Here is a 20096-nt window from a genome sequence, read left to right on the forward strand (position 1 = left end):
GGCCCGTGTGCGGGCGCGGGTCGTGCGAGGCCGGTGGAATGTGTGGGCAGCCATACCGCCCTCCTCTGCTCCGTTCCCGGAACCTCCAGCATCCGCCGCCGGACCCCACCGGACAACTCTGCGCGGGTCAGCCCTGGCCGCGCTCGGCCCGGATCCCGTTGACCACCCGGTTCACGGCTGCCCGTACGTCCTGCATCTCCAGCAGGAACGCCCAGTAGTCCGGATGCCGGCCCTCCAGCCCCGCCAGCGCCCGGTCCACCCGGGCCACCGCCTCGTCCAGCGGCCGTGCGTGCCGCGGATCGGGCACGCTGCGGCCCGCCATCGCCAGCCGCTGGGCGTCCCGGATCGCGAACCGGGTCCGGTCCACCTCCGCCTGCGGGTTCCGCGCCACCGCCTCCAGCCGCGTCAGCCGGTCCTGCGCCGCCGACACCGCCTCGTCGGTCGCCTCCAGGGAGGCCCGTACGGCATCGATCAGCCCCCCGACATCGGCCCAGCGCTGCTCCTCGCGCGCCTGGGTGGCCTCGTGGAGGCGGTCCTCCGCGTGCGCGATGTCCCGTACCGCCTCGTCGGGGACGTGCTGCAGGTCCTGCCAGCACGCCGCGCTGAACCGCCGGCGCAGCTCGCTGAGCACCGGCTCCACCCGGTCCGCCCGGTTGCGCAGCGCCTGCGCCCGGGTCCGCAGGCTCACCAGCCGCCGGTCGACCTCCGCGGCCCGCTCGGGCAGCCGCGCCACCTCGGCCCGTACGGCCTCGGCGTCCCGCAGGATCCGGTCGGCGCGCTGGACCGTCTCCTGCACTCCGTGCCGGCCCGCGCCCTCGTTCAGCTTGGTCAGCTCCGGCCCCAGCGCGGCCAGCCGCGCCGCCAGGTCGTCGGCCCGTATCCCCTTGGCCCGTACGGCATCCAGCGCGTCACTGGCCGCCAGCAGGGCCGCCTTCGCCCGCTCCCGGGCCGGCGCGACCCGGGCGAGCTGGGTCTCCGCCTTGTCCAGCAGCGGCTGGATCCCCTGCGCGAACCGGTCCAGCTCCCCCTTGACCCGCACCAGCTCGTCGCGCGCCCGCGTCAGCTCCTCCCGGGCCCGCGCCGCCACGGAGCCTTCCAGCTCGGGCCGGTCCAGGTCGTGCGCGTCGACGGCCTCGATGTAGACGTGGCTGACCTGGTCGATCCGCTGCCCCAGCGCGGCGAACCCCTCGCCCGCCTGCCGCGCGGCGGGCGAACCGTCGGCGGCCGCGATGGTCTCGATCGAGATCCGCAGATCCCGCTGCGCACTGTCCAGCTCGTAGAACGCCGCAGCGGCGGCATCCTTCGCCGCCTGCGCACCCGCCCGCCGACTCTCGTCCCGCCCACCGAACCAACGCCGGGATGCCGTCGCCACAATCCCTCTCCCGTGCCGCGTCCGCCTTGCCCCGGACCATTCTCTCCCACTGGAACGGGTTTGCGTGGGGGGTGTGCCCGCCATGTAGGCTGTCCACTCATCCACGGGTGCGTAGCTCAGGGGTAGAGCGCTGCTCTTACAAAGCAGATGTCGGCGGTTCGAAACCGTCCGCGCCCACCAGTAAGCAGCACGACAAAGGCCCAGGTCGCCGGTACTAAACCGGAAGCCTGGGCCTTGTTCGTACCCGGCCGGGGAGGCGACGAAGGGGCGTCGTGCCACATACATGCCACATTCACCTTCAGGCCCGGCTGGCCGGACCTTCCTGATCTGCTCGTCGACGTGAGCGGCGATGGCGTGCTCACGCCCGTTCACCAGGTGCTGGTAGATCAGCGCGGCCCGCACCGAGGACTGCCCCACCCGCGGCACCAGCTCACGGGTCGTGGCGCCGCCGGTTGCGGCGAGAGTGTTCCCGGTGTGGCGCAGGTGGTGGAAGTGACGTCTTCGAGGCCGGTCGTCTCCAGGGCCCGGAGCCACAGGCGCCGGAAGTCGTTCCGGCGAAGCTGTCAGCCCCCGGCCCCAGTGAAGACCAGCCCGGTGCGGCCCGGCTCGGCGTACGTGTAGCGATGAGCGGCCAGGCTCTCCACCAGCGAGCCCGGGAAGGCGACGGTACGCACGCCGGCTGCACTCGTGGGTGCCTTGGCGAGAATGCCGACCATGCGGGTCACTTCTGCTTCTTCGCATCCGCTTGGTGATCGCGTGGGTATGTTGCCTCACGTGATACGCGATTCATTACTTTCATCCTGAATATTCCTTACGGATGGTGCTGGTCGGCGCCGAAGGATTGGGCGCGATGGGGCCAGCAGTGCGCCGGATAGGGGCGGTGGCTACACACGAGGCCTATCTGTGGGCATGCCAGGCGTCGGGGCGTCGGCAGAGTGCCGGGCGGCGCAGCCGATAGAGAAGGAAGCCGAAGCGGCGCTTCGAAGTGGTACCAGGGGCGCCGCCTGCTGGGCTGACATCCATGGGTGACATCAACGGGGGTGAACATCGACAGTGCCGGGCGGTCGCGGAGAGGCGTCGCGGCCTGGGCTGAACGGGTGACGGGTCAGGGCTGGGCGAGCTGACAAAGTAGATGTCGGCGGTTCGAAAACGTCCCCGCCCACCGTGCCTGACCAGCATCCGCCCGGGGTCGTCTCCGGGACGCCGATAGCCCCTCCGCAGCTCGCCCTCGTACCTCAAATGGGCCAGGGTCAGCCGCAGCCGCCTGAGCGCCCACCACAGCCTCCGGACGTCGGTGTACAGGGGCTGGCTGCGTCTGTCTGCCGCGTCGAGCCGCCCACCTTAGCCGCGCCGAGCGACGAGGGCGGGGAGATGGTGTCCTCAACCCTGGAGCGCTGGAGGCAGGTGTCGTGGACCCAGAGAATGCATCCCCGCGGAGCCTCGGCAGCCGCCTTAAGGAGCACGTCGGTTGGTGGCTCGGCACCCTCGGGGCGATTGCCGGCATCATCGGCCTCTATTTTGCATTCAGACCGCCCCCAGATCCCCCCATCGACATGGCTGACTGGCGCGTCAAGGCCAGCTCAGCGTGTGAAAGGCAAGCCGGGCCGGTGGTCACCAAATGGGCTGATGCTCGCAGGGCCATCGCAAAGCTGCTGGAGGACGACAAGGCAGGGCTCCCCGCAGACCCACAGGCCATCGCAGACGCCGGAGGCAAGTTTGAAGACGCGGGAAACGCGATGCGGCTCTACATCGGCACCCTGCGAGACATCGAGCAGCCGCCTGCGCAGGCGAAGCAGATCAACGAAGCTCTGGACATCGGAGGCGAGATCGGCAGCGCCCTGGGCATCGCTGGCAGGGCAATTACCGAACGCACGCCAGAGGTGGCGAAGCCTGAGCTCGTATACATCGACGAGCATGAAGCGGAGTTCGTCGAGAAGATGACTGCTCTCGGTGCACCCGGGTGCACCCCCAATGCGTCAGTATCAGGAGGCTCGGCGGAACCCACTCCCTGACAGCTGCCCGTTCAGTGCGCCAGCGCTTCTGTCCCCGCGGGGCCCCCCAGGGGAAACAGGAGACGCACGGGGCCTCCGGAGCCGTGTGCCCCGCTGCAGCCGAGGTGTGGGGCTTCGAAGAAGGGCGGTGGTCGGTGCAAGAGGCTGGCCATCGTAGGTAGCGGCCAGTGCCACCTGCATCAGGGCGAGTGAACAGCCCACTGGGCGGCAGGCCCCGAGGAGGCGGAAGCCAAGGCGAAGAAGCAGGCGCTTCGGAGAGAGAAGTGGTCTTGGTGATGACCGACCGCTGACATCCGTAGCTGACATCAACGTGGGTGGCACGTGGCACTCACGAGGGGTCGGGAGAGGCGCCGCACCCTGGGGCCGGCCCGTCAGTGGTAGCCGTTGGGCGAGCATACAAGGCAGGTGTCGGCGCACGGCCCGTGCCACATCCGTGCCAGCTCGAGCAGTCAGCCGCGGTTGTCGGCGGTTCGAAACCGTCCGCGCCCACCAGCGCCGAAGGCCCCCAACCGATCCCGGTTGGGGGCCTCTGACATCTATTGCCCGGCCAGTGGAGGTCAGGGGGTCTAATGCCTAATTCGTGCTCAGGGGTAGCGGTCAGGCAAGACGGGGTGCTTCTTACCGTGATGGCGCGTGAAGTGGCTCGTGGTGATGCCAGATGAGGTAGCGGTCCTCGCGGCGCAGTTCGGCGGAGCCCCATCCGATGCGCATGACGCCCTGAGTCATGGAGCAGGCGTAGGCGACGAGCACGAGCTTGACGTCCTCTGACAGCAGGGCGAGGTCGGGATGGGGTTCTTGGTCGTCAAACTCGTCGAGGCCCAGGTCGAAGGCTTGTTGCATGGGCTCGGGGCCGTGCCGGCGTATCAGGTCGGCTCGTAAGCCTGTGGCGCGTCGCAGTCGCGCCGCCGTGACGGGGACGTCCTTCTTCGCGTAGCGGAGCGGATAGATCACATGGTCGCGAAGGATTATGAGGGTTCGTCCCTGTAAGCGCACAGGCGTGGCCGCGGGGAGTGAGGCGAGGCCCACTTCCAGTTCCTCGTACTGTGCGGCGTACAAGCCGTGTCCGTATGCCTCCAGCGTCTGGGTCTGTACTCCCTCGTGGCCGCTACGGGCTCGGGCATGGGCTCGAACCAGGCTGGCGGGGATCAGTTCGGCCAACGGGCCTGCGGCGTCGCCGAAGGTCTTCTCGGCCCACCCCGTCACGGTTGCCATGGTCTACCGCCCTTCCCCCCCCCGTGGCACCTGAGTGCCGAGCAGCATTGAACGAAACCGTGCAGGCTGGGAGCGAGCCGCGCAAGAGGGCATACGGCGCATGACGAGGCGCACGGCGCCCGGCCTTGCTTGCGTCGGGCGGCAGGTGACCGTCAGCGGTGGGCCGTACGCTGCCGCCATGCGTAGAGGAGCGATCACACCGGAGTCCGTACTCAAGGCCATTGCGGAGTACGACCAGTTGGGGCGGGATGAGTTCCTGGCGAGGTACGGTTTCGCCGAGGCCCGCTCGTACGTTGTGGTGCACGACGGGCGGGAGTACGACTCCAAAGCCATAGCCGGCGTGGCGCACCAGTGGGATCAGGGGCGAGCCCTCAGACCCGATGAGTTCAGCGGAGGCAAGGAGCACGCCGCGGCGTGGCTGAAGCGGGCAGGTTTCCAGGTCAAAGCCGTGAAGAACCCTGACTGGGCCCGGGACGAGATCATCCTTGCCTGTCAGCTCGTGATGGAGAACGCCTGGAAGGGGCTGGACGCTCAGGATGGCAGGGTGGTCGAGCTGTCAGGCCTGCTCCAGCTGCTTCCCATCCACGCCGATGCGGAGCGCAACGAGAAGTTCCGCAACCCGAATGGAGTGGCGCGCAAGACGTTCGACATCGCCACGCGGCATCCGGAGTACCAGGGCAAGCCCACAAATGGCGGGGCCCTCGACGTTGCGGTGCTGACGGAGTTCCTTGCCCGGCCCGACGAGATGACCGAGGTCGCTCGGCTCATCCGGCAGGGCATCGCGACCGGCGAGCTGCAGAACCTTGCGCCGACCGAGGACGAGGAGTTCGACGACTACAGCGCTCCTGAGGGGCGGCTCCTCATGCGCCGGCACCAGGCCCGCGAGCGGAAAAAGAGCCTGCGGAAGAAGAAGATCGCTTCTGTGGTTCAGCGCGGTGGTCGGCTGGCGTGTGAGGCCTGTGGGTTCGACTTCGAGCAGGTCTACGGCGACCGCGGTGCTGGGTACATCGAGTGCCATCACGTCGTGCCGTTGCACGAAGCGGGCGAGGGGCGGACCAGGCTCAGCGATCTCGCCCTCATATGTGCCAACTGTCACCGCATGATCCATCGGCGTGCACCGTGGCCGACCCCTGAGGAACTGCGGGCATCCATCGAGCGAAAGCATGCAGCTGACAGGCGCGCCGCGGAAGCCATTGCACGGCCACGCAGGGCGGCTGACGAGCAGATGCCGAACCCGTGATCTGACATCCACTGCTGACATCAACGTGGGCACACAGAGGGCGCTCCGGAGGACTCAGGGCGGCAGCCATAGCCAGGGCTGCCATGGTGCCCAGTCGGCGTCGGGTGCACTTACAACACAGATGTCAGCAGTTCGAAACCGTCTGCGCGCACCAGCCGAAGGCCCCCCGATCATGTGTGAAGTGACCAAGAGCGTCCTGTGGTGACTGCGGACATCGCTGTCCCCGTGCGAGGTCGTCTACGAAATCCCGAACAAGCACGACGCGATCAACTCCGCAGGTGCGGCCGGGCCCGTTCCGGATGCGCAGGTCGGCGAAGACGGCGGCCTTGCAGGTCAGAGGCTTGGCCGTTCGCGGGGTGGGTGGACATGCGATCTTCCAAACTGGTGATGTCCAGCACGAAGGTGCAGCAACCACCGCGCCCGCAGCCGACCGATATTAGCTTCGACAACCTTCGGATTATATCGCCCAGGTTTCTAAAATGCCTGACTTCTTTCCGATGAAGAGCGCTGTAGAAGCGGATGTCAGCAAGAAAATGCCGATGCCGCCCAGCACGTATGGTGCCACTGACTTCGCTTTCGGGAAGTGCCCATCGGGTCGCCGCTTGAGTGTAATGGCGAAGCGTCGGATAAGCAGAGTGAGGCTCAGTGTGAGCAGGAATAGGCCGACAATCTGCAGCGCCATCAAACCGCATGCAATAAGGAAAAGAACCAGATAGGAGAGCAGTACCCCCACGACTACCCTCACTTACTCGGATTTCGGCATTCACCAGAGCCGGTCGGCTTCATTGGCGTTGGCTGCAGCCATACGCAAGGCGGACAATAGGATCATGGTTTGGGCGGCGTCAACCCGTGCAGCTGACCCGTTCTCGAGGAGTCTGAGCTGGTCAGCTCATGGCCGCGGGCTTGGGGTGGAGGTCTACTTGCTCGCCGCGGGGGCGGAGTGATCGTTGAGCATTGAGGAGGTGCTTTCCTGGCCTGTCGCCTGCCTGACGGTTGCGGGGCCTATGCCGGGAGGGCGGGGCGTGGGATCGTCGGGGGATGGGGGAGTGGCTCGCGTGGGGTGGGGTGGTCGTGGCGGTGGTCGCCGCCTCGATGGTGTTGGTGGTGGTCCCGCGCGCGGTGGGCTTTGGGTTCGAGAAGAAGCGGGCGGAGGAGCGGGACCGGCTGTTCGCGCAGCTCGCGAGGTCTGCCTCCACCGCCGAGTCGCCTGCCGAGGTGGGGGCGCCTAAGTTCGACGACGTCGGCGGGATCCGGCGACCCGCGGAGGCTACGCCGCAGCTCGGTGACCGGCGCGACGACTTCACGCCCCTCCTCGTCGAGTACTACGCCTACGGGCTCACCCAGGCGCGCAGCAGCTTCGTCACCAGCCAGTGCTTCGCGGGAATCGGGACGGCGATTCTGCTCTTCGGGATCGGACTGGCCGTGTGGAAGGCCGAGGCCGGCGGGGAGCTGTATCTCGGCATCGTGACGAGCTCGGTGGGGCTGGTCACGGCCCTGGTCGGGCAGCTCTTCCACCGGCGGGCCGACATCGCGCTCAGGCACATGGCCAACCAGACCACCTCACTGCGTGACGACCGGCGGGCCGCCGAATCCACCCAGCAGGCCATCGGGCTGCTGGAGGAGGTCGGGGACCCGGAGCTGCGCGCGCGGCTGCAGGCCGCCCTGATCCTCAGACTTTCCGGGGCCGAGCTGCCGCGCTAGCGGGATAGTGGAGGTATGTGCCGCTCCATTAAGACCCTGCGCCCGCCCGCCATCCCCGAGAAGGCCACCGAGGAGGAGATCCGCGCCGCAGCCCTGCAATACGTACGGAAGGTGTCCGGGTTCCGGGCGCCCGCCGCGCACAACCGCGAGGTGTTCGAGGAGGCCGTCGACGCCGTCGCCGAGGCCACCCGGCTGCTCCTCGACGGAATGGTCGTACGGGGGCAGGCCGCCGCGACCGTGTGACGGTGGCGGGGCGCTACGTTGCCGGCTGCCTGTATGGCGTCCTCCGCCGGGGAACGGCTTGCCGTTCCGTGCCCGGCGTAGAGGTGGGCGTGCACGTTGCGCAGGGCGCGTTCGAGTGCCCGGTTGTGTTGTATGCCTACCGTCGATCCGGGGAGGGGAGGTCCGTCCCCCCCCGGGCGGGGCGGGCCGGTCGGGCGGCGCGGCAGCAGCCGCACGTTCGGGTGCGGTGAACCGCCACTCCGCGGGGTGGGACGGTGGGGTCAGCCGGCCGTGCGGCGGCGGATCACCCACACTCCGGCGCCTAGCGCACTCGCGACCAGGGCGCCGCCCACGGCGATCTGAGCCTTGCTCATCGAGTCGATACTGCCGCCGGTGCCGCCGCGCGCGGCGCCCGGGGTGACCTGGAGCGAGACCACGACGCTCTCACCGCCCGGGCCTCCGCACTCGAAGGTGACGCGGTGGGCGCCGGGGCTGGCGTTGCCGAACACGGTGGCGCTGCCGATGAGGTTGGTGGCCGCCGGGCTGCCGGGGTTGAGCCGTACGTCGCCGAAGGCGGTGGAGGTGGCGCGACCGGTCCTGGTGCCGCAGCCCGCGATGTTGAGGCTGACCCGGCCGCCGGGGGCGACGATGCCGGGGGAGACGGTGGCGGAGGCGCGGGCGTGGGCGAGGGTGGCGGGAGAGGCGGCCGCGATGACGAGGGTCGCGGCGGCGACCGCCACCAGGCGGCGCGAGGTGACGGGCGGTTTGGCGAGGGTCTTGGCGGGCTGCTTGGCGGGCATGGAGAGAACTCCTCGGGCTCCTCGAAACGGCGCGGCCAGGGCACGGATGTGACGCGGATTCGGATGCGCACCGTTCTGTGACGCTAAGAGCCCAGCCCGGCAGCGGCGATCGGGGCCGGGTGAACGGGTGAGCCACTGCTCCGCCCGGCTGAATCGATTCCGCTTGGGGGCGCGGGCGCGAACGCCTCGGCCCGCGGCCCGTCCCGCCGGCTGCCGTGGGGTGGACCGGGCCCGCTGGGTAGGGGAGTGCCGGGTGGGCGGGGTGCGGCTCTCGGCTTGCCGAGCGGGGAGGTCCGTCTGCCGTTCCGGCCGCCCCTGGGCATGGGCAGGGGTTCGGGTGCGTGCCTGGGCCCTGCCTGGCTTGGGGACGCCGTTGGTGGCGCTGGGGGTCGGGTCCGCCGGTCCGGCGCGGGCGGCCACCCCTTGCGTATCGTCCCCGGGTACTGGACGCCGTACCCGGCCTGTCCCTGCAAGTCGGCCAGGTGGGGTCCCGGTGGAGGCGTTATGCCGCCGGCGTCGGGGACGGGGGGCGGCGGACTACGAAGGCTGCCAGGGCGCCAGCCGCGAACAGGGCCACGATGGAGAGGGCCGTGCCGAGCCACTGGGTGCCGAGCCATTGGGTACCGAAGTAGCCGAGGGCCACGCTGTAGCCCGCCCAGGCCATGCCCGCCAGCACCGACCAGGGCAGGAACTCCGCCACCTTACGGTGGGTCTTGCCCGCGCCCAGGGAGACCACCGAGCGGCCGGCCGGGGCGAAGCGGGCGATGACCACCAGGGCGCCGCCGCCGCGGGCCAGGGCCGTGCCCAGGCGTTCGTGGGCCCGCGTCAGCCGACGGGAGCGGGCGATGGCCCGGTCCAGCCGGGCACCGCCGCGCCGCGCCAGCCGGTACGCGGCCATGTCACCCAGTACCGAAGCGGTCGTGGCGATGACGAGCAGGGCCAGGATGTCCGGTACCTGCTCGGGCACCGGCACGGGACCCGCCGCCCCTGCGGCCGCGGCGGCCGCGGCGGCAGTGATCACCAGGACCCCGCTCGGCAGCACCGGGAGGAAGACGTCGAGCACGACGGACACCGCCACCACGGCGTAGATCCATGGGCTCGCGGTCAGCGACCCCAGAGTCTCAAACAAGGCGGGACTCCCCAGTCCGGTTCACGTGCTGCGGCATGAAGCGCCGCGACGTCGCGGGGGAGCGGCAGGAGCGGCTTGACAGCCATACAGCGTACGCCCGGCGCCCGTACCCCGGATGCCCGGGGCGGTACCCGCATCCCCCGGTGTGTCAGGTTCGCGCGCTGGGCCGTGTATCGGGGCGACAAGGCCGGAGAAGCGGGTAGGGGCCGGGGCGCCGGGGTAGGGGGCGGCCGGAACCGTCTGCCCTGGGAAGCGCCGTCTGGGCCCCCGCCCGACTCGTCTGGCGTCGTGGGGGATTCGACAGGTGGCGCGCCGATGGGCTGGCCGACCTGGCGGTGGAGTCGATCCGGCGATGTGCCGGTTTTGGCCCCGCGCGCGCGTCGGAGGCACCGGGCTGCGGGTGGGATTTGCCCGGTCAGCGGTCGGATTCCATCGATACTGGGCCTGGTGGCGGATCCCTCCCCTCGTCTCGTACGGGACTGCCTGCGCCAGCGCTCGACCGACCAGTGTCGGGGTGGTCCGGCCCGGGCGGCCGAACCTTGCTCCGGCCGGTAACGCCACCTCCTACGCCATGTGCGGGTCGACTTGGCCCCGCCTGAGCGGTGCCGGGATCTTCTTCGGCCTTTGCCCGATCCGCCTGCCGGTGCTGGAGTCTCCTTCGGCCTCTGCCCGATCCGTTTGGCCCGTGTCCGAACTTCGTTCGTGGTGTCCTTGGTCCGGTGGGCCCGCGCGGGCCCCTCCTCCCGTATAGAACCGAACCGCCGATCAATGCCGGAACCCCTGCTGCTGCGCGGGGCGGTCCGCCGTGGCCGTGTCGGCGCTGGTGACGCAACCGCCAGCGTGGGGCCCGGAACCGCCCGGCGTGGGGCCCGGAGCCGCCGGGCCTGGGGCCCGGAACACTCCCCGGCGCGGGAGCCGGAACCGCCCGGGCGTGGAGCCCGAACCGCCTGGGCCTGGGGCCGCAATGGCCCGGGCCTGGAGTCCGAACCCCCCGCCGTGGGTTGGAAGCGCCCCGGCCGTGGGTTCGGCACCGCCCCCGCCTGGGCCCAAGGCATCCCGGCCGGGGCCGCGTGTGCGTCCTGGGGTCCGTTACTGCGGGGGTGTGAGGTTTCGGTTCAGGACCGGGGTCAGGTGGGCTTGCTTGCGCTTCTTGCGGGCCTGGTCCAGGCGGAGGTGGGCCGAGCGGCCCGTGAGGGTCAGGGTCATCAACTGGTTGCCGAACCACGGGCCGCCCGTGCGGCGCCAGCTCACGGGCGGGCGGCCCGTGCGGCCGTGGCGGGTGAAGGCGCGGCCCAGCCACCGGCCCGTGCGGGACCAGCCCAGGCGGAAGCCCAGTTTCACCGCGGTGTGAATGGAGTTGTGCACCGGCGAGCACGTCAGCTGGAACACGCGCGCCGTGCTGGGTATCAGGGGCTCGGCCACGTACGCGTGGTGCACGTCCCCCGACAGGACGCACACCGTCGCCGGTGCCCGGGGTCCCGTGCCCACCTCCTCGATCAGGTCGGTCAGCGCCGCGAACGAGGCCGGGAACGCCGCCCAGTGCTCCAGATCGCTGCGCCGCCGCAGGTCCTCCGCGATCCGTGCCCACCGCGGCCCCCGCTCGCCCCGGCACAGCGCGGCGTTCCACGTCTCCGCGTCGTGGATCAGCGGCGGCATCAGCCATGGCAGGGAGGAACCGATCAGCAGGTGGTCGTAACCGCCGTGCTGGGCCAACGCGTTGTCGCGCAGCCACTGCTGCTCCGCCGGGTCGAGCATGGCGCGGTCGTGCTCGGCGAGCACCCGCGCCGCCCGGGTGTCCACCATCAGCAGCCGGGTGCGGCCGAAGTCGCGCCGGTAGCTCCAGCGCACCGTGCCCGGATCGGCATCGGCAGCGGAGGCGAAGGCGCGCAGCAGATCGGTGCCGTCCGGGGTATTCCGTATCGCCCCGTAGAGCCCGTCGGCCGCGAGTTCGGCGGGGGAGAGGTTCCCGAGGTGCTGGTACACCCAGTACGACATCAGCCCGCTGAGCACCCGCTCCCGCCACCACGGGGTCGCCCGCATCTCCTCCAGCCAGGCCGCGCTCGTGTTCCAGTCGTCGATGACGTCGTGGTCGTCGAATATCTGCAGGCTCGGCACGGTCGACAGCAGCCAGCGGATCTCCGGGTCGAGCCAGGATTCGTAGTAGAGACGGGTGTACTCCTCGTAGTCCGCGACCTGGGCGCCGGGCGCCTCCCGCAGATCCCGCCGGGCCGCCAGCCAGCGCCGGGTCTCGGGGGACAGCGCGTCGGCGTAGACCTGGTCCCCGAGCAGCAGCAGGAGGTCCGGGCGCACCGCTTCCGGGTCGGCGGCCAGCCGCGCCGCGAGGGTGTCGAGCGCGTCCGCGCCGTGCGGCCCGCGCCGGCCGGTGGCGGGCGGCGCGGCCTGCCGGCAGGAGCCGAAGGTGATGCGCAGCTCGGGGCCGGGCCGGCCGGGGCCCGACACGGCCGGGGTGGTGATCGTGCTCGGCGGGAAGCGGCTGTCGGGCAGCGGCCACACCCGCACGCCGTCGAGCAGCACCTCGTACGCCGTGGACGACCCCGGTGTCAGGCCGGTCACCGGTACCAGCGCGTAGTGGTGGCCGGCTATCTGGAAGGTCCGCTCGCTGCCACCCGCCCCGTCGGCGCACCGCACCTCGGCCGTGCACGGGCGGTCCGCCTCGACCCATATCGTCGCGGAACCGCCCGTGTCCCAGTCGACATGGCGCAGCAGTGGACCCAGACGCAATCCGGCCATGCAACTCCCCCTCCTCCAAAGCCCCTTCGATCACGGTACGACGGGGAGGGGGAGCCTCGCCTCCCCCTGGCGGGGGAGAGATCGACAACTTGCGCCGACGACCTGCAGTCAGCAGCGGTCAGCAGCCGTCAGCAGCCGTTGAGGACGTCGACCAGGGCCGCCTTCTCACCCGAGTCCATGCTCAGCGCCCAGTACTGCTTCACCTGGACCCACATCCGCGCGTACGTGCAGCGGTAGGCGGTCCGCGGCGGCAGCCACTTGCCGGGGTCGAGGTCGCCCTTGGCCTGGTTGACGTTGTCGGTGACCGCGATGAGCTGCGGGCGGGTGAGGTCGTTGGCGAACTGCCCGCGCTTGGAGGTGGTCCAGGAGTTCGCGCCCGAGCGCCAGGCCTCGGCGAGCGGGACGACGTGGTCGATGTCGAGGTCGGAGGCGGCGGTCCAGGTGGCGCCGTCGTATTCGGAGTACCAGCTGCCGCTCACGGCGGCGCAGGCGGAGTCCTGGACGACGTTCACGCCGTCCCGCTTGAGGACGGTCTCGCGGGTGTTGCAGGTGCCGGAGACGGTGCTCCAGTGCGGGAAGAGGGCGCGGCTGTAGCCGCTGGTGGAGCCTTCCGCCTTCGGGGTCACCGTCGCCAGGTAGGAGCGGGCGGCCGCGGCGCTGATGGGGGTGGGAGGGGAGGCCTGGGCGGTCGGGGCGCTGACGAGGGAGGTGAGGGCGGCGAGCGCGGCGGCGGAGGCGAGCACCCCGATTCGACGCGCGTAGATGCTGGATATGAGTGCCATGAGGGGCTCCCTGGATGCGGGGGGAAGGCCGTACGGACCCGGGCGGGCCGCGGCCATGGTGGCGGCGCCGGGTGTCGCAGGGATGGGCGCCAGGTGACAGCGTGGCGACATGAGCACGTCACATCAACCCCCGCCAACCATCCCCCTCCAAACGGAAGTTGCGATTCCGTCGGCGTCGAGGGGCGGGGCGGGCGGCAGCCCGGAGGGCCGTACGGGACCAAAGGCCCGTTCCGGGCACCCGTCGACGTCCCGTACCCTGGGCGGAGCAGAAGGGGAGTAGCTCTTCGCCGGACCGTCGACATACTGCTGGGTCACCCCAGCCGGCGCCCGGAGGCAGGCCGCGGAAGCGGCCGGCCAGCGAGACCTTCGGCCGCAGTGTCCTGTCCAGGCGTAGGCGCGTTCATGTGCGCATACGCCAGCCGGGGCGCCGCCGAGCCGAAGCGACCCCTGATACACCCCAGGTCTCTCGGTCCGATGGCGCCCTGCCCGACCGATCGAGGTTCACCCCCGTGTTCAGCTTCAGCGTCACGGCGCTCGCCTTCGGCGTCGTCTTCCTCGCCGAACTCCCCGACAAGACGGCCCTCGCCGGCCTGATGCTCGGCACCCGCTACCGCGCCTCGTACGTCTTCGCCGGCGTCGCCGCCGCCTTCGCCGTGCACGTCGCGCTCGCCATCGCCGCGGGCAGCGTGCTGACCCTGCTCCCGCACCGGCTCGTCCAGGCCGTCGTCGGCGTCCTCTTCCTCGCGGGCGCGGCCGTGCTGCTTCTGAAGAAGAGCGACGGGGAGGAGGAGATCGAGCCGCCCGCCGACCAGTCCTTCTGGAAGGTCTCCGGGGCCGGCTTCATGCTGATCCTGGCGGCCGAGTTCGGCGACCTGACCCAGATCATGACCGCCAACCTCGCCGCGCGCTACGACGACCCCCTCTCCGTCGGCGTCGGCGCCGTGCTCGCGCTGTGGGCGGTCGCGGGCATCGGCATCCTGGGCGGCCGCACGCTGATGAAGTACGTACCGCTGCGGCTGATCACGAAGGTGGCGGCCGCGGTCATGGCGGCGCTGGCCGTCTTCTCGCTGTACGAGGCGATCGCGGGCTGACCTGCACGGATGCCCCGGCGGGGCGGAGGCGTCCGCCGCGGAGCGGCTCGGGCGGCCAGGGGCCCAGGGGGCCGGTGAGGGCGGGGTCCGCCGGGGCGCCGCGGGCAGGGGGGACGGCCTGCGGCGCCCCGGCGGGGCCGTCAGGCCGCGGTGCAGCTGCGCAGCGGGGCGGCCGCCGTCACGGCCGCGGTGGCGGTGACGGTCGCCGTGGCGGTGAACACGTCCTCGCCGTTCTGCCGGGCGGCGACGCGGACGGGGAGGTGGCCCGTCGTGCCCGTGCCCTCGGGCGCGGGGGTCGTCTCGATCCAGCACGGTGCGTCCATCTCCGCGTAGCGGAAGAAACGCATCTCCATGGCGGTCAGGAAGCCCTGCCGGGGGAAGGCGGCGCTGTACGCGGCCTGCCGGACCGCCTCCAGCAGGAGCATCCCGGGGGCGTGGTCGACGGGGTGGTCGAAGAGGATCGGGTGCGTGATGTCGGTCCGCAGCTGGGTGCGGTCGGTGGAGCTGGTCGGGGAGAGGACCACGTCGTGGAAGCGGTCGCGGCCCACGCGGCGGGGTGTCATCGGCGGCGACAGCGGGAGGATCCGGGCGGTCACCCGGTCGAGGTCGGCGTAACTGCCGCGCAGGCGCTGGTAGATGGCGGGCGGCTGATTGGTGAAGGCGGCCTCGGCGTGGCCCAGGAAGACGCCGTCCCGGGTGGCGGTGACGTGCAGGGTGAGGCCGGCCAGCCGCCGGCCGCGGCGCGTGATGTCGGAGCAGCTGACGCGCAGTTCGATGTCGGCGGGGGACGAGCCCACGATCATGGCCTCGGGGTTCATCGCGTAACTGAAGGTGTCCCATATCTGCCGGTGGCCGAAGGGGACTTCGTAGGCGACGTGGCACAGCAGCGGGATCGCCTGGCGTACGGATTCGGCGAGGAGCAGGGGGTCGTGGCGGCCCGCGACCGGCGTGTAGAAGCTGTGGGTCCGGGGCCACTGTGCGGTGATGACGTACTCGTCGGGTGCGATGGCGCGCCACCCCGTGAGGAGCACCTCGGAGTGGGCGCTCTTGTGTACGTACTCGCGAGGCAAGGCACTGCTGAGCGCGGAGATCGGCGAAGTCGCATGTTCGGCATGTTCGGCTAACACGGTCACGGGTGAGCCCCCCTTGAAACGTTGGACGCGAACTGGTGGTGCTTGAATGGCGCCGGGACTTAAAATAGAGGATGTTCGTTTTTTTTGTCGAGAGGAATGAGGCTCCATGTCCGAGCGGAAGCGGCAACGCGCGCCCCAGCAGCGGGCGGTTCAGACCAGGGCGGCCATCCTGCGGGCGGCGGCCGAGGTCTTCGACGAGTACGGCTTCAGCGGGGCCAGCATCAGTAAGATCATGAACCGCGCCGACGTCACCCAGGGCGGGATGTACTTCCACTTCGGCTCGAAGGAGGAGCTCGCCTACGCCGTGATGGTCGGACAGGGCGAGGGGCTGGAGTTCCCGGCCGGCGAGGACGGGCTGCAGCACCTGGTGGACATCACGCTCTACCTGGCCGAGCAGCTCCAGCACAATCCGGTGCTCCGCGCGGGCGTGCGACTGGCCGTGGAGCAGGGCGAGTTCGGCCTGCGCGACGACGTCGCCTACCAGGCCTGGCTGCTCGAGTTCCGCCAGCAGCTGCGCTTCGCCCGCGCCAAGGGGGAACTCCAGCCCGATGTCGACGACCACGAGCTGGCGTGGGTTCTGGTCAGTTCCTTCACCGGAGCCCAGCTCTTCTCCCAGGCGTCCACCGGGCGGGCCGACCTGCCGCAGCGGATCGCCTCGCTGTGGCGCTACCTGCTGCCCGCCGTGGCCAACGAAGAGACCCGCAGGCACCTGCGCCTGACGCTGCCTCCGACGAATCCGGGGGCGGACCAGCCGGATCCGCAGCTCGAGCGGGAGCTGGAGCGGCCCGCGTGAGCGTGCGCCACGTGGTCGTCACCGGCGCGACCGGCTTCGTCGGGTCGGCGGTCCTGCGCCGGTTGGCGGGAGCCGGGCCGGGCGTCGCGGTGCGCGCGCTCTCCCGTACGCCGTCCACTGCCGCCGGCGCCGGGAACGGCGTGCGCTGGGTGGACGCGGACCTGGCCGACGCGGATTCCCTGCGCGGGGTGTGCGACGGTGCCCACGCCATCCTCTCCCTGGCCTCCTACATCGGACCGGACGAGGCACGGTGCGAGACCGTCAACTCCGCCGGTACCGCGGCCCTGGTGGCCGAGGCGCGGCGGGCCGGCGTGGAGCGCATCGTCCAGCTGTCGACCTGCGCCGTCTACGGTCCCGGACCGCATCGCGGACAGGACGTGGGCGAGCTGGTCCCGGCGCCGGTGTCGCCGGCCAGCCGCAGCCGGCTGGCGGGCGAGGCGCCGGTCCTCGACGCCGGAGGACTGGTCCTGCGCGCCGGTCTGGTGCTGGGGCGGGGCGACCGTTGGGTGGTACCCGCGTTGGTCGACGCCTTCCGGCGCGTACCGGCGGGGTGGGGCGGAGGCGAGGGACGGGCCTCCTTCGTGGACGTGGGCGATCTCGCGCGGCTCATCACGGCGTTCGCGCTCGGCGAGGGCACCCCGGCGGCCCGGGCGTCGGGCATCCTGCACGCCCACCACCCCGATCCCGTACGCAACGGGGACCTCATGGACGCCCTCGCCGACCACGGGGTGCTGCCGGCGCGCCCGGCCGAGGACTGGCCCTGGCGCAGGTGCCTGGACGCCTTGGCGGCACGGCCGGGCTGGGTGAGCGAGCGCCAGTTCACGCTGCTGGCCCGGGACCACTGGTACCGCTCCGACGCGGCGTGGCGGCTCGCCGGGATCGAGCCGGGGCCCGGCCCGCTGGCGCGGCTGGGTACGGCGGCCCCGTGGTACCGGGAGAGGGGTGGGCTCCTCCCCGGGTGACGGCGATGTGCCAAAGCCTCGGCGCGATACAGCCAGGCGGGCCGTCGGGGGTAGGCCGGCGGGGTAGCGTCCGGAACCATCCGGCCATCCGGCCATCCGGTCTGCGGTCATCCCTGAAGGAGCTGAAATGCCCGACCTTTCGAACATCGTCAAGGCGTATGACGTGCGTGGCGTCGTGCCGGACGAGTGGGACGAGTCCCTGGCGGAGCTGTTCGGTGCCGCATTCGTGGAGGTGACGGGTGCTGCGGCGATCGTGGTGGGTCATGACATGCGTCCGTCGTCGCCGGGTCTGTCGGCGGCCTTCGCGCGGGGTGCGGCGGCCCGTGGGGTGGATGTGACGTTGATCGGGCTGTGTTCGACGGATCAGCTGTACTACGCGTCGGGTTCCCTCGATCTGCCGGGTGCGATGTTCACGGCGTCGCACAACCCGGCCCGCTACAACGGGATCAAGCTGTGCCGGGCGGGTGCGGCGCCGGTGGGTCAGGACACGGGGCTGTCGCAGATCCGGGCGCTGGTGGAGAAGTGGTCGGACGAGGGCGCGCCCGCCGTGGCCGCCGGCACGGCTCCGGGGAGGGTGACGGAGCAGGACACCCTGGCCGGCTATGCCGAGCACCTGAAGGGGCTGGTGGACCTGTCGGCGATCCGTCCGCTGAAGGTGGTGGTGGACGCGGGCAACGGTATGGGCGGTCACACGGTCCCCACGGTGTTCGAGGGTCTGCCGCTGGACGTGGTTCCGATGTACTTCGAGCTGGACGGCACGTTCCCGAACCACGAGGCGAACCCGCTGGATCCGAAGAACATCGTGGACCTGCAGGCGCGGGTGACCGCAGAGGGCGCGGATCTGGGGATCGCGTTCGACGGTGACGCGGACCGGTGTTTCATCGTGGACGAGCGGGGTGAGGGGGTTTCCCCGTCGGCGATCACGGCGTTGGTGGCGGCGCGTGAGCTGGCCCGTCATGGCGGGGCGGGCACGGTGATCCACAATCTGATCACCTCGTGGTCGGTGCCGGAGGTGGTGAAGGAGAACGGCGGCATGCCGGTCCGCACCCGGGTGGGCCATTCCTTCATCAAGGAGGAGATGGCGAAGACGGGTGCGATCTTCGGTGGTGAGCACTCGGCGCACTACTACTTCAAGGACTTCTGGAACGCGGACACGGGCATGCTGGCCGCGCTGCACGTGCTGGCCGCGCTGGGCACGCAGGAGGGTCCGCTGTCGGGGCTGGTGGCTTCCTATGACCGGTATGCCGGATCGGGGGAGATCAACTCGACGGTCGCGGACCAGGCGGCCCGGCTGGCGGCGGTCAAGGAGACCTACGGGGGCCGGGAGGGTGTCACGTTGGACGAGCTGGACGGTCTGACGGTGACGGCTGCGGACTGGTGGTTCAACGTCCGGGCCTCCAACACCGAGCCGCTGCTGCGGTTGAACGTCGAGGCCCGTGACGAGGCGACCCTGGCCGCGGTCCGTGACGAGGCCCTCGCCCTCATCCGCGCCTGAGACACCCGAGACACCCGAGACACCCGACACCCGCGAGACACCCCCTCTCCCCCTCCCGTACGACCGGTCACGCCGACTGCCTGACCTCCAGCGCCGGGTACCCCTGCCGGCCCTGCCGCTCGCGCAGGGCCGGCAGTCCCTTGTAGGCGTACGCGGCGGACATCAGGGTCATGTGGTGGTGCCAGCCGGGGAAGGACCGGCCCTCGAAGTCGAGGAGCCCGAAGTCCTCGCCCAGTGAGGCCAGGGTCCTGGCGGACTCGGCAGACTGTCGCACCAGGTGCAGCAGGTCGTCCATGCGATGCTCGGTCATGTTGGTGATCCAGACCGGGCCGCCGCTCTGCCCGGGTCCGGGCCGCCGTTCGCCGAACAGGCGGTACGTCCGGCGCGCCCCCGGGGCACTCGTCTCGGCCGCCGGCACGCGGACCAGCCCCGAGTGGATGCGCAGCCGCTGGGGCCGCGCGTCCGGTCCGGCGAGCAGCGCCGTGTACGGGTGGCGGGTGTTGCCGACGCGGGCGAAGTCGCCGGCCGTGATCTCCCGTCCCGGGGTCCCCGCCGCCATCTCGCCGCGACCGGGGGCGAATCCGGCGGCACAGACCGGGAGGCTCGGCGGGACGGACACGACGAAGTCGTGGCCGCGCCGGCCGAGCATGCCGAGGAGCGTGCCGGCGCCGCTCAGGCGGCTCAGGTCGGCGACCACCGGCGCGTGTGCCGAGGAGGTGTGCGCGGCCATCGCGTCGACGAGTTCCAGGACGAGGGCCTCCGGCGTCCGGTGCGCGACCTCGGGCGAGATGCGGGCCCGACGGCGCAGGACGGGGTCGGACGCCCACGTCTCGGGGAGCAGCAGCCGCCAGTCGACGGGCACGCTGATGCCGCCCAGGGCGAGGAAGAGCCCGAAGCCGAACTGGCAGTTGACGGAACGTCCGGCAGCCGGGTCGAAGCGGCGGTGCACGCCGACCGAGTGCTCGCCCCGCTTGGGGAACACCGCCTGTCCGATCGTCCAGGCGTGCACCGGGCGCCGTTCCTCGATCCAGCGGAGCAGTTCGCGGCGGGCCGGCTCCCACTCCCAGGGACTGGCGTTGATGAACTGCTGCAACGACTGGGAGGCGGTGGGCGACGCGGTGACGGACGCGGCGAGCCGGCGTACGGACTTCTTCCCCGGGGTCGTCAGAAGCCCCTGGAGGTAGACCCTGGCCCAGCGCCGCTGGTCGGCGCGCGGTAAGTGGCCGAAGAGCTGTTCGGTGAACTCGTCCAACGTGGTGTCCATGGCAACCAGGGCGCTGGGCCGTGTGTCTGCCGTCATCTCTCCCCCTTCACTGCGGACGCCGACGGGCTCCGGCGCGGTGGTGGACGATTTTAGAATACAGAACGTTCGTTTTTTTTCTAGCGCAGACCTGGCGTCTG

18 protein-coding genes and 1 tRNA gene are annotated in these 20096 nt (G+C 70.9%); 9 read left to right on the top strand and 10 right to left on the bottom strand.

The genetic code is table 11. The annotated features are described in order from the left end of the window. Nucleotides 1-127: 127 nt before the first annotated feature. On the bottom strand, nucleotides 128-1372 hold the full coding sequence (locus ACIP5M_RS22165; RefSeq protein WP_401199551.1) for a hypothetical protein: 1245 nt from the start codon (nucleotides 1370-1372) through the stop codon (nucleotides 128-130). A gap of 105 nt (nucleotides 1373-1477) precedes the next feature. On the opposite strand from ACIP5M_RS22165, the gene ACIP5M_RS22170 reads away from it, so the two are divergent. Then, a tRNA-Val gene (locus ACIP5M_RS22170) sits at nucleotides 1478-1552 on the top strand. Between the two features lie 383 nt (nucleotides 1553-1935). Here ACIP5M_RS22170 and ACIP5M_RS22175 read toward each other — a convergent pair. After that, nucleotides 1936-2097 carry a hypothetical protein gene (locus ACIP5M_RS22175; protein ID WP_401199553.1) on the bottom strand — a complete coding sequence of 54 codons (162 nt, stop codon included), beginning with the start codon at nucleotides 2095-2097 and terminating at the stop codon, nucleotides 1936-1938. 684 nt (nucleotides 2098-2781) lie between these two features. Between ACIP5M_RS22175 and ACIP5M_RS22180 the strand changes: the two genes are divergently transcribed. Further along, nucleotides 2782-3384: a hypothetical protein gene (locus tag ACIP5M_RS22180; RefSeq protein ID WP_401199555.1), complete on the top strand. Its 603-nt coding sequence runs from the start codon at nucleotides 2782-2784 to the stop codon at nucleotides 3382-3384. A 618-nt stretch (nucleotides 3385-4002) separates the two neighbouring features. On the opposite strand, the gene ACIP5M_RS22185 is transcribed toward ACIP5M_RS22180, so the two are convergent. Beyond that, complete coding sequence (locus tag ACIP5M_RS22185) at nucleotides 4003-4596, bottom strand: hypothetical protein (RefSeq protein ID WP_401199556.1); 594 nt, start codon at nucleotides 4594-4596, stop codon at nucleotides 4003-4005. A 178-nt stretch (nucleotides 4597-4774) separates the two neighbouring features. Here ACIP5M_RS22185 and ACIP5M_RS22190 point away from each other — a divergent pair, with 178 nt between their 5' ends. Continuing rightward, nucleotides 4775-5836 (top strand): HNH endonuclease, encoded by a 1062-nt coding sequence (locus ACIP5M_RS22190; RefSeq protein WP_401199558.1) that lies wholly within the window; start codon nucleotides 4775-4777, stop codon nucleotides 5834-5836. Nucleotides 5837-6293: 457 nt separating this feature from the next. On the opposite strand, the gene ACIP5M_RS22195 is transcribed toward ACIP5M_RS22190, so the two are convergent. Then, nucleotides 6294-6569: a hypothetical protein gene (locus ACIP5M_RS22195; protein ID WP_401199560.1), complete on the bottom strand. Its 276-nt coding sequence runs from the start codon at nucleotides 6567-6569 to the stop codon at nucleotides 6294-6296. Nucleotides 6570-6874: 305 nt separating this feature from the next. On the opposite strand from ACIP5M_RS22195, the gene ACIP5M_RS22200 reads away from it, so the two are divergent. Continuing rightward, on the top strand, nucleotides 6875-7537 hold the full coding sequence (locus tag ACIP5M_RS22200; protein WP_401199562.1) for a hypothetical protein: 663 nt from the start codon (nucleotides 6875-6877) through the stop codon (nucleotides 7535-7537). A 15-nt stretch (nucleotides 7538-7552) separates the two neighbouring features. Next, nucleotides 7553-7780, top strand: coding sequence for a DUF2277 domain-containing protein (locus ACIP5M_RS22205; protein WP_401199564.1), 228 nt, complete (start codon nucleotides 7553-7555; stop codon nucleotides 7778-7780). Nucleotides 7781-8040: 260 nt separating this feature from the next. On the opposite strand, the gene ACIP5M_RS22210 is transcribed toward ACIP5M_RS22205, so the two are convergent. The 4 genes from ACIP5M_RS22210 to ACIP5M_RS22225 form a co-directional block, all read right to left on the bottom strand. Then, nucleotides 8041-8559 (bottom strand): hypothetical protein, encoded by a 519-nt coding sequence (locus ACIP5M_RS22210; RefSeq protein WP_401199566.1) that lies wholly within the window; start codon nucleotides 8557-8559, stop codon nucleotides 8041-8043. Nucleotides 8560-9061: 502 nt separating this feature from the next. Beyond that, entirely contained in the window at nucleotides 9062-9688 is a 627-nt protein-coding gene (locus ACIP5M_RS22215) for a DedA family protein (RefSeq protein WP_401199568.1), read from the bottom strand. 1089 nt (nucleotides 9689-10777) lie between these two features. Further along, nucleotides 10778-12439, bottom strand: coding sequence for an alkaline phosphatase D family protein (locus ACIP5M_RS22220; RefSeq protein WP_401199570.1), 1662 nt, complete (start codon nucleotides 12437-12439; stop codon nucleotides 10778-10780). A gap of 128 nt (nucleotides 12440-12567) precedes the next feature. Beyond that, the gene (locus ACIP5M_RS22225) at nucleotides 12568-13221 is read right to left on the bottom strand and encodes an HNH endonuclease family protein (protein ID WP_401199572.1); all 654 of its coding nucleotides are present in this window, start codon (nucleotides 13219-13221) and stop codon (nucleotides 12568-12570) included. A 509-nt stretch (nucleotides 13222-13730) separates the two neighbouring features. Between ACIP5M_RS22225 and ACIP5M_RS22230 the strand changes: the two genes are divergently transcribed. Further along, nucleotides 13731-14312: a TMEM165/GDT1 family protein gene (locus tag ACIP5M_RS22230; protein WP_401199574.1), complete on the top strand. Its 582-nt coding sequence runs from the start codon at nucleotides 13731-13733 to the stop codon at nucleotides 14310-14312. Nucleotides 14313-14452: 140 nt separating this feature from the next. Here the strand turns inward: ACIP5M_RS22230 and ACIP5M_RS22235 are convergent, their stop codons facing one another. After that, entirely contained in the window at nucleotides 14453-15445 is a 993-nt protein-coding gene (locus ACIP5M_RS22235) for a ScbA/BarX family gamma-butyrolactone biosynthesis protein (RefSeq protein ID WP_401199576.1), read from the bottom strand. Between the two features lie 106 nt (nucleotides 15446-15551). Here ACIP5M_RS22235 and ACIP5M_RS22240 point away from each other — a divergent pair, with 106 nt between their 5' ends. From ACIP5M_RS22240 to ACIP5M_RS22250, 3 genes are all read left to right on the top strand, one after another. Continuing rightward, nucleotides 15552-16238, top strand: coding sequence for a ScbR family autoregulator-binding transcription factor (locus ACIP5M_RS22240; protein ID WP_401199577.1), 687 nt, complete (start codon nucleotides 15552-15554; stop codon nucleotides 16236-16238). Beyond that, the gene (locus ACIP5M_RS22245; protein ID WP_401199579.1) at nucleotides 16235-17200 is read left to right on the top strand and encodes an NAD-dependent epimerase/dehydratase family protein; all 966 of its coding nucleotides are present in this window, start codon (nucleotides 16235-16237) and stop codon (nucleotides 17198-17200) included. The genes ACIP5M_RS22240 and ACIP5M_RS22245 overlap by 4 nt, the downstream gene beginning before the upstream one ends. A gap of 127 nt (nucleotides 17201-17327) precedes the next feature. Then, nucleotides 17328-18695, top strand: a complete 1368-nt coding sequence (locus tag ACIP5M_RS22250; protein ID WP_401199580.1) for a phosphomannomutase/phosphoglucomutase — start codon at nucleotides 17328-17330, stop codon at nucleotides 18693-18695. Between the two features lie 67 nt (nucleotides 18696-18762). On the opposite strand, the gene ACIP5M_RS22255 is transcribed toward ACIP5M_RS22250, so the two are convergent. Next, nucleotides 18763-19995, bottom strand: coding sequence for an IS701 family transposase (locus tag ACIP5M_RS22255; protein ID WP_401199581.1), 1233 nt, complete (start codon nucleotides 19993-19995; stop codon nucleotides 18763-18765). Nucleotides 19996-20096: the final 101 nt, after the last annotated feature.

It is taken from the genome of Streptomyces sp. NPDC088762, assembly GCF_044750905.1.
Lineage (GTDB): Bacteria > Actinomycetota > Actinomycetes > Streptomycetales > Streptomycetaceae > Streptomyces.

Coding starts and splice junctions, on each gene's coding strand:
- ACIP5M_RS22220 (WP_401199570.1), bottom strand. CDS start 12,439: ATGGCCGGATTGCGTCTGGGTCCACTGCTGCGCCATGTCGACTGGGAC.
- ACIP5M_RS22210 (WP_401199566.1), bottom strand. CDS start 8,559: ATGCCCGCCAAGCAGCCCGCCAAGACCCTCGCCAAACCGCCCGTCACC.
- ACIP5M_RS22225 (WP_401199572.1), bottom strand. CDS start 13,221: ATGGCACTCATATCCAGCATCTACGCGCGTCGAATCGGGGTGCTCGCC.
- ACIP5M_RS22250 (WP_401199580.1), top strand. CDS start 17,328: ATGCCCGACCTTTCGAACATCGTCAAGGCGTATGACGTGCGTGGCGTC.
- ACIP5M_RS22200 (WP_401199562.1), top strand. CDS start 6,875: ATGGGGGAGTGGCTCGCGTGGGGTGGGGTGGTCGTGGCGGTGGTCGCC.
- ACIP5M_RS22185 (WP_401199556.1), bottom strand. CDS start 4,596: ATGGCAACCGTGACGGGGTGGGCCGAGAAGACCTTCGGCGACGCCGCA.
- ACIP5M_RS22205 (WP_401199564.1), top strand. CDS start 7,553: ATGTGCCGCTCCATTAAGACCCTGCGCCCGCCCGCCATCCCCGAGAAG.
- ACIP5M_RS22255 (WP_401199581.1), bottom strand. CDS start 19,995: ATGACGGCAGACACACGGCCCAGCGCCCTGGTTGCCATGGACACCACG.
- ACIP5M_RS22190 (WP_401199558.1), top strand. CDS start 4,775: ATGCGTAGAGGAGCGATCACACCGGAGTCCGTACTCAAGGCCATTGCG.
- ACIP5M_RS22240 (WP_401199577.1), top strand. CDS start 15,552: ATGTCCGAGCGGAAGCGGCAACGCGCGCCCCAGCAGCGGGCGGTTCAG.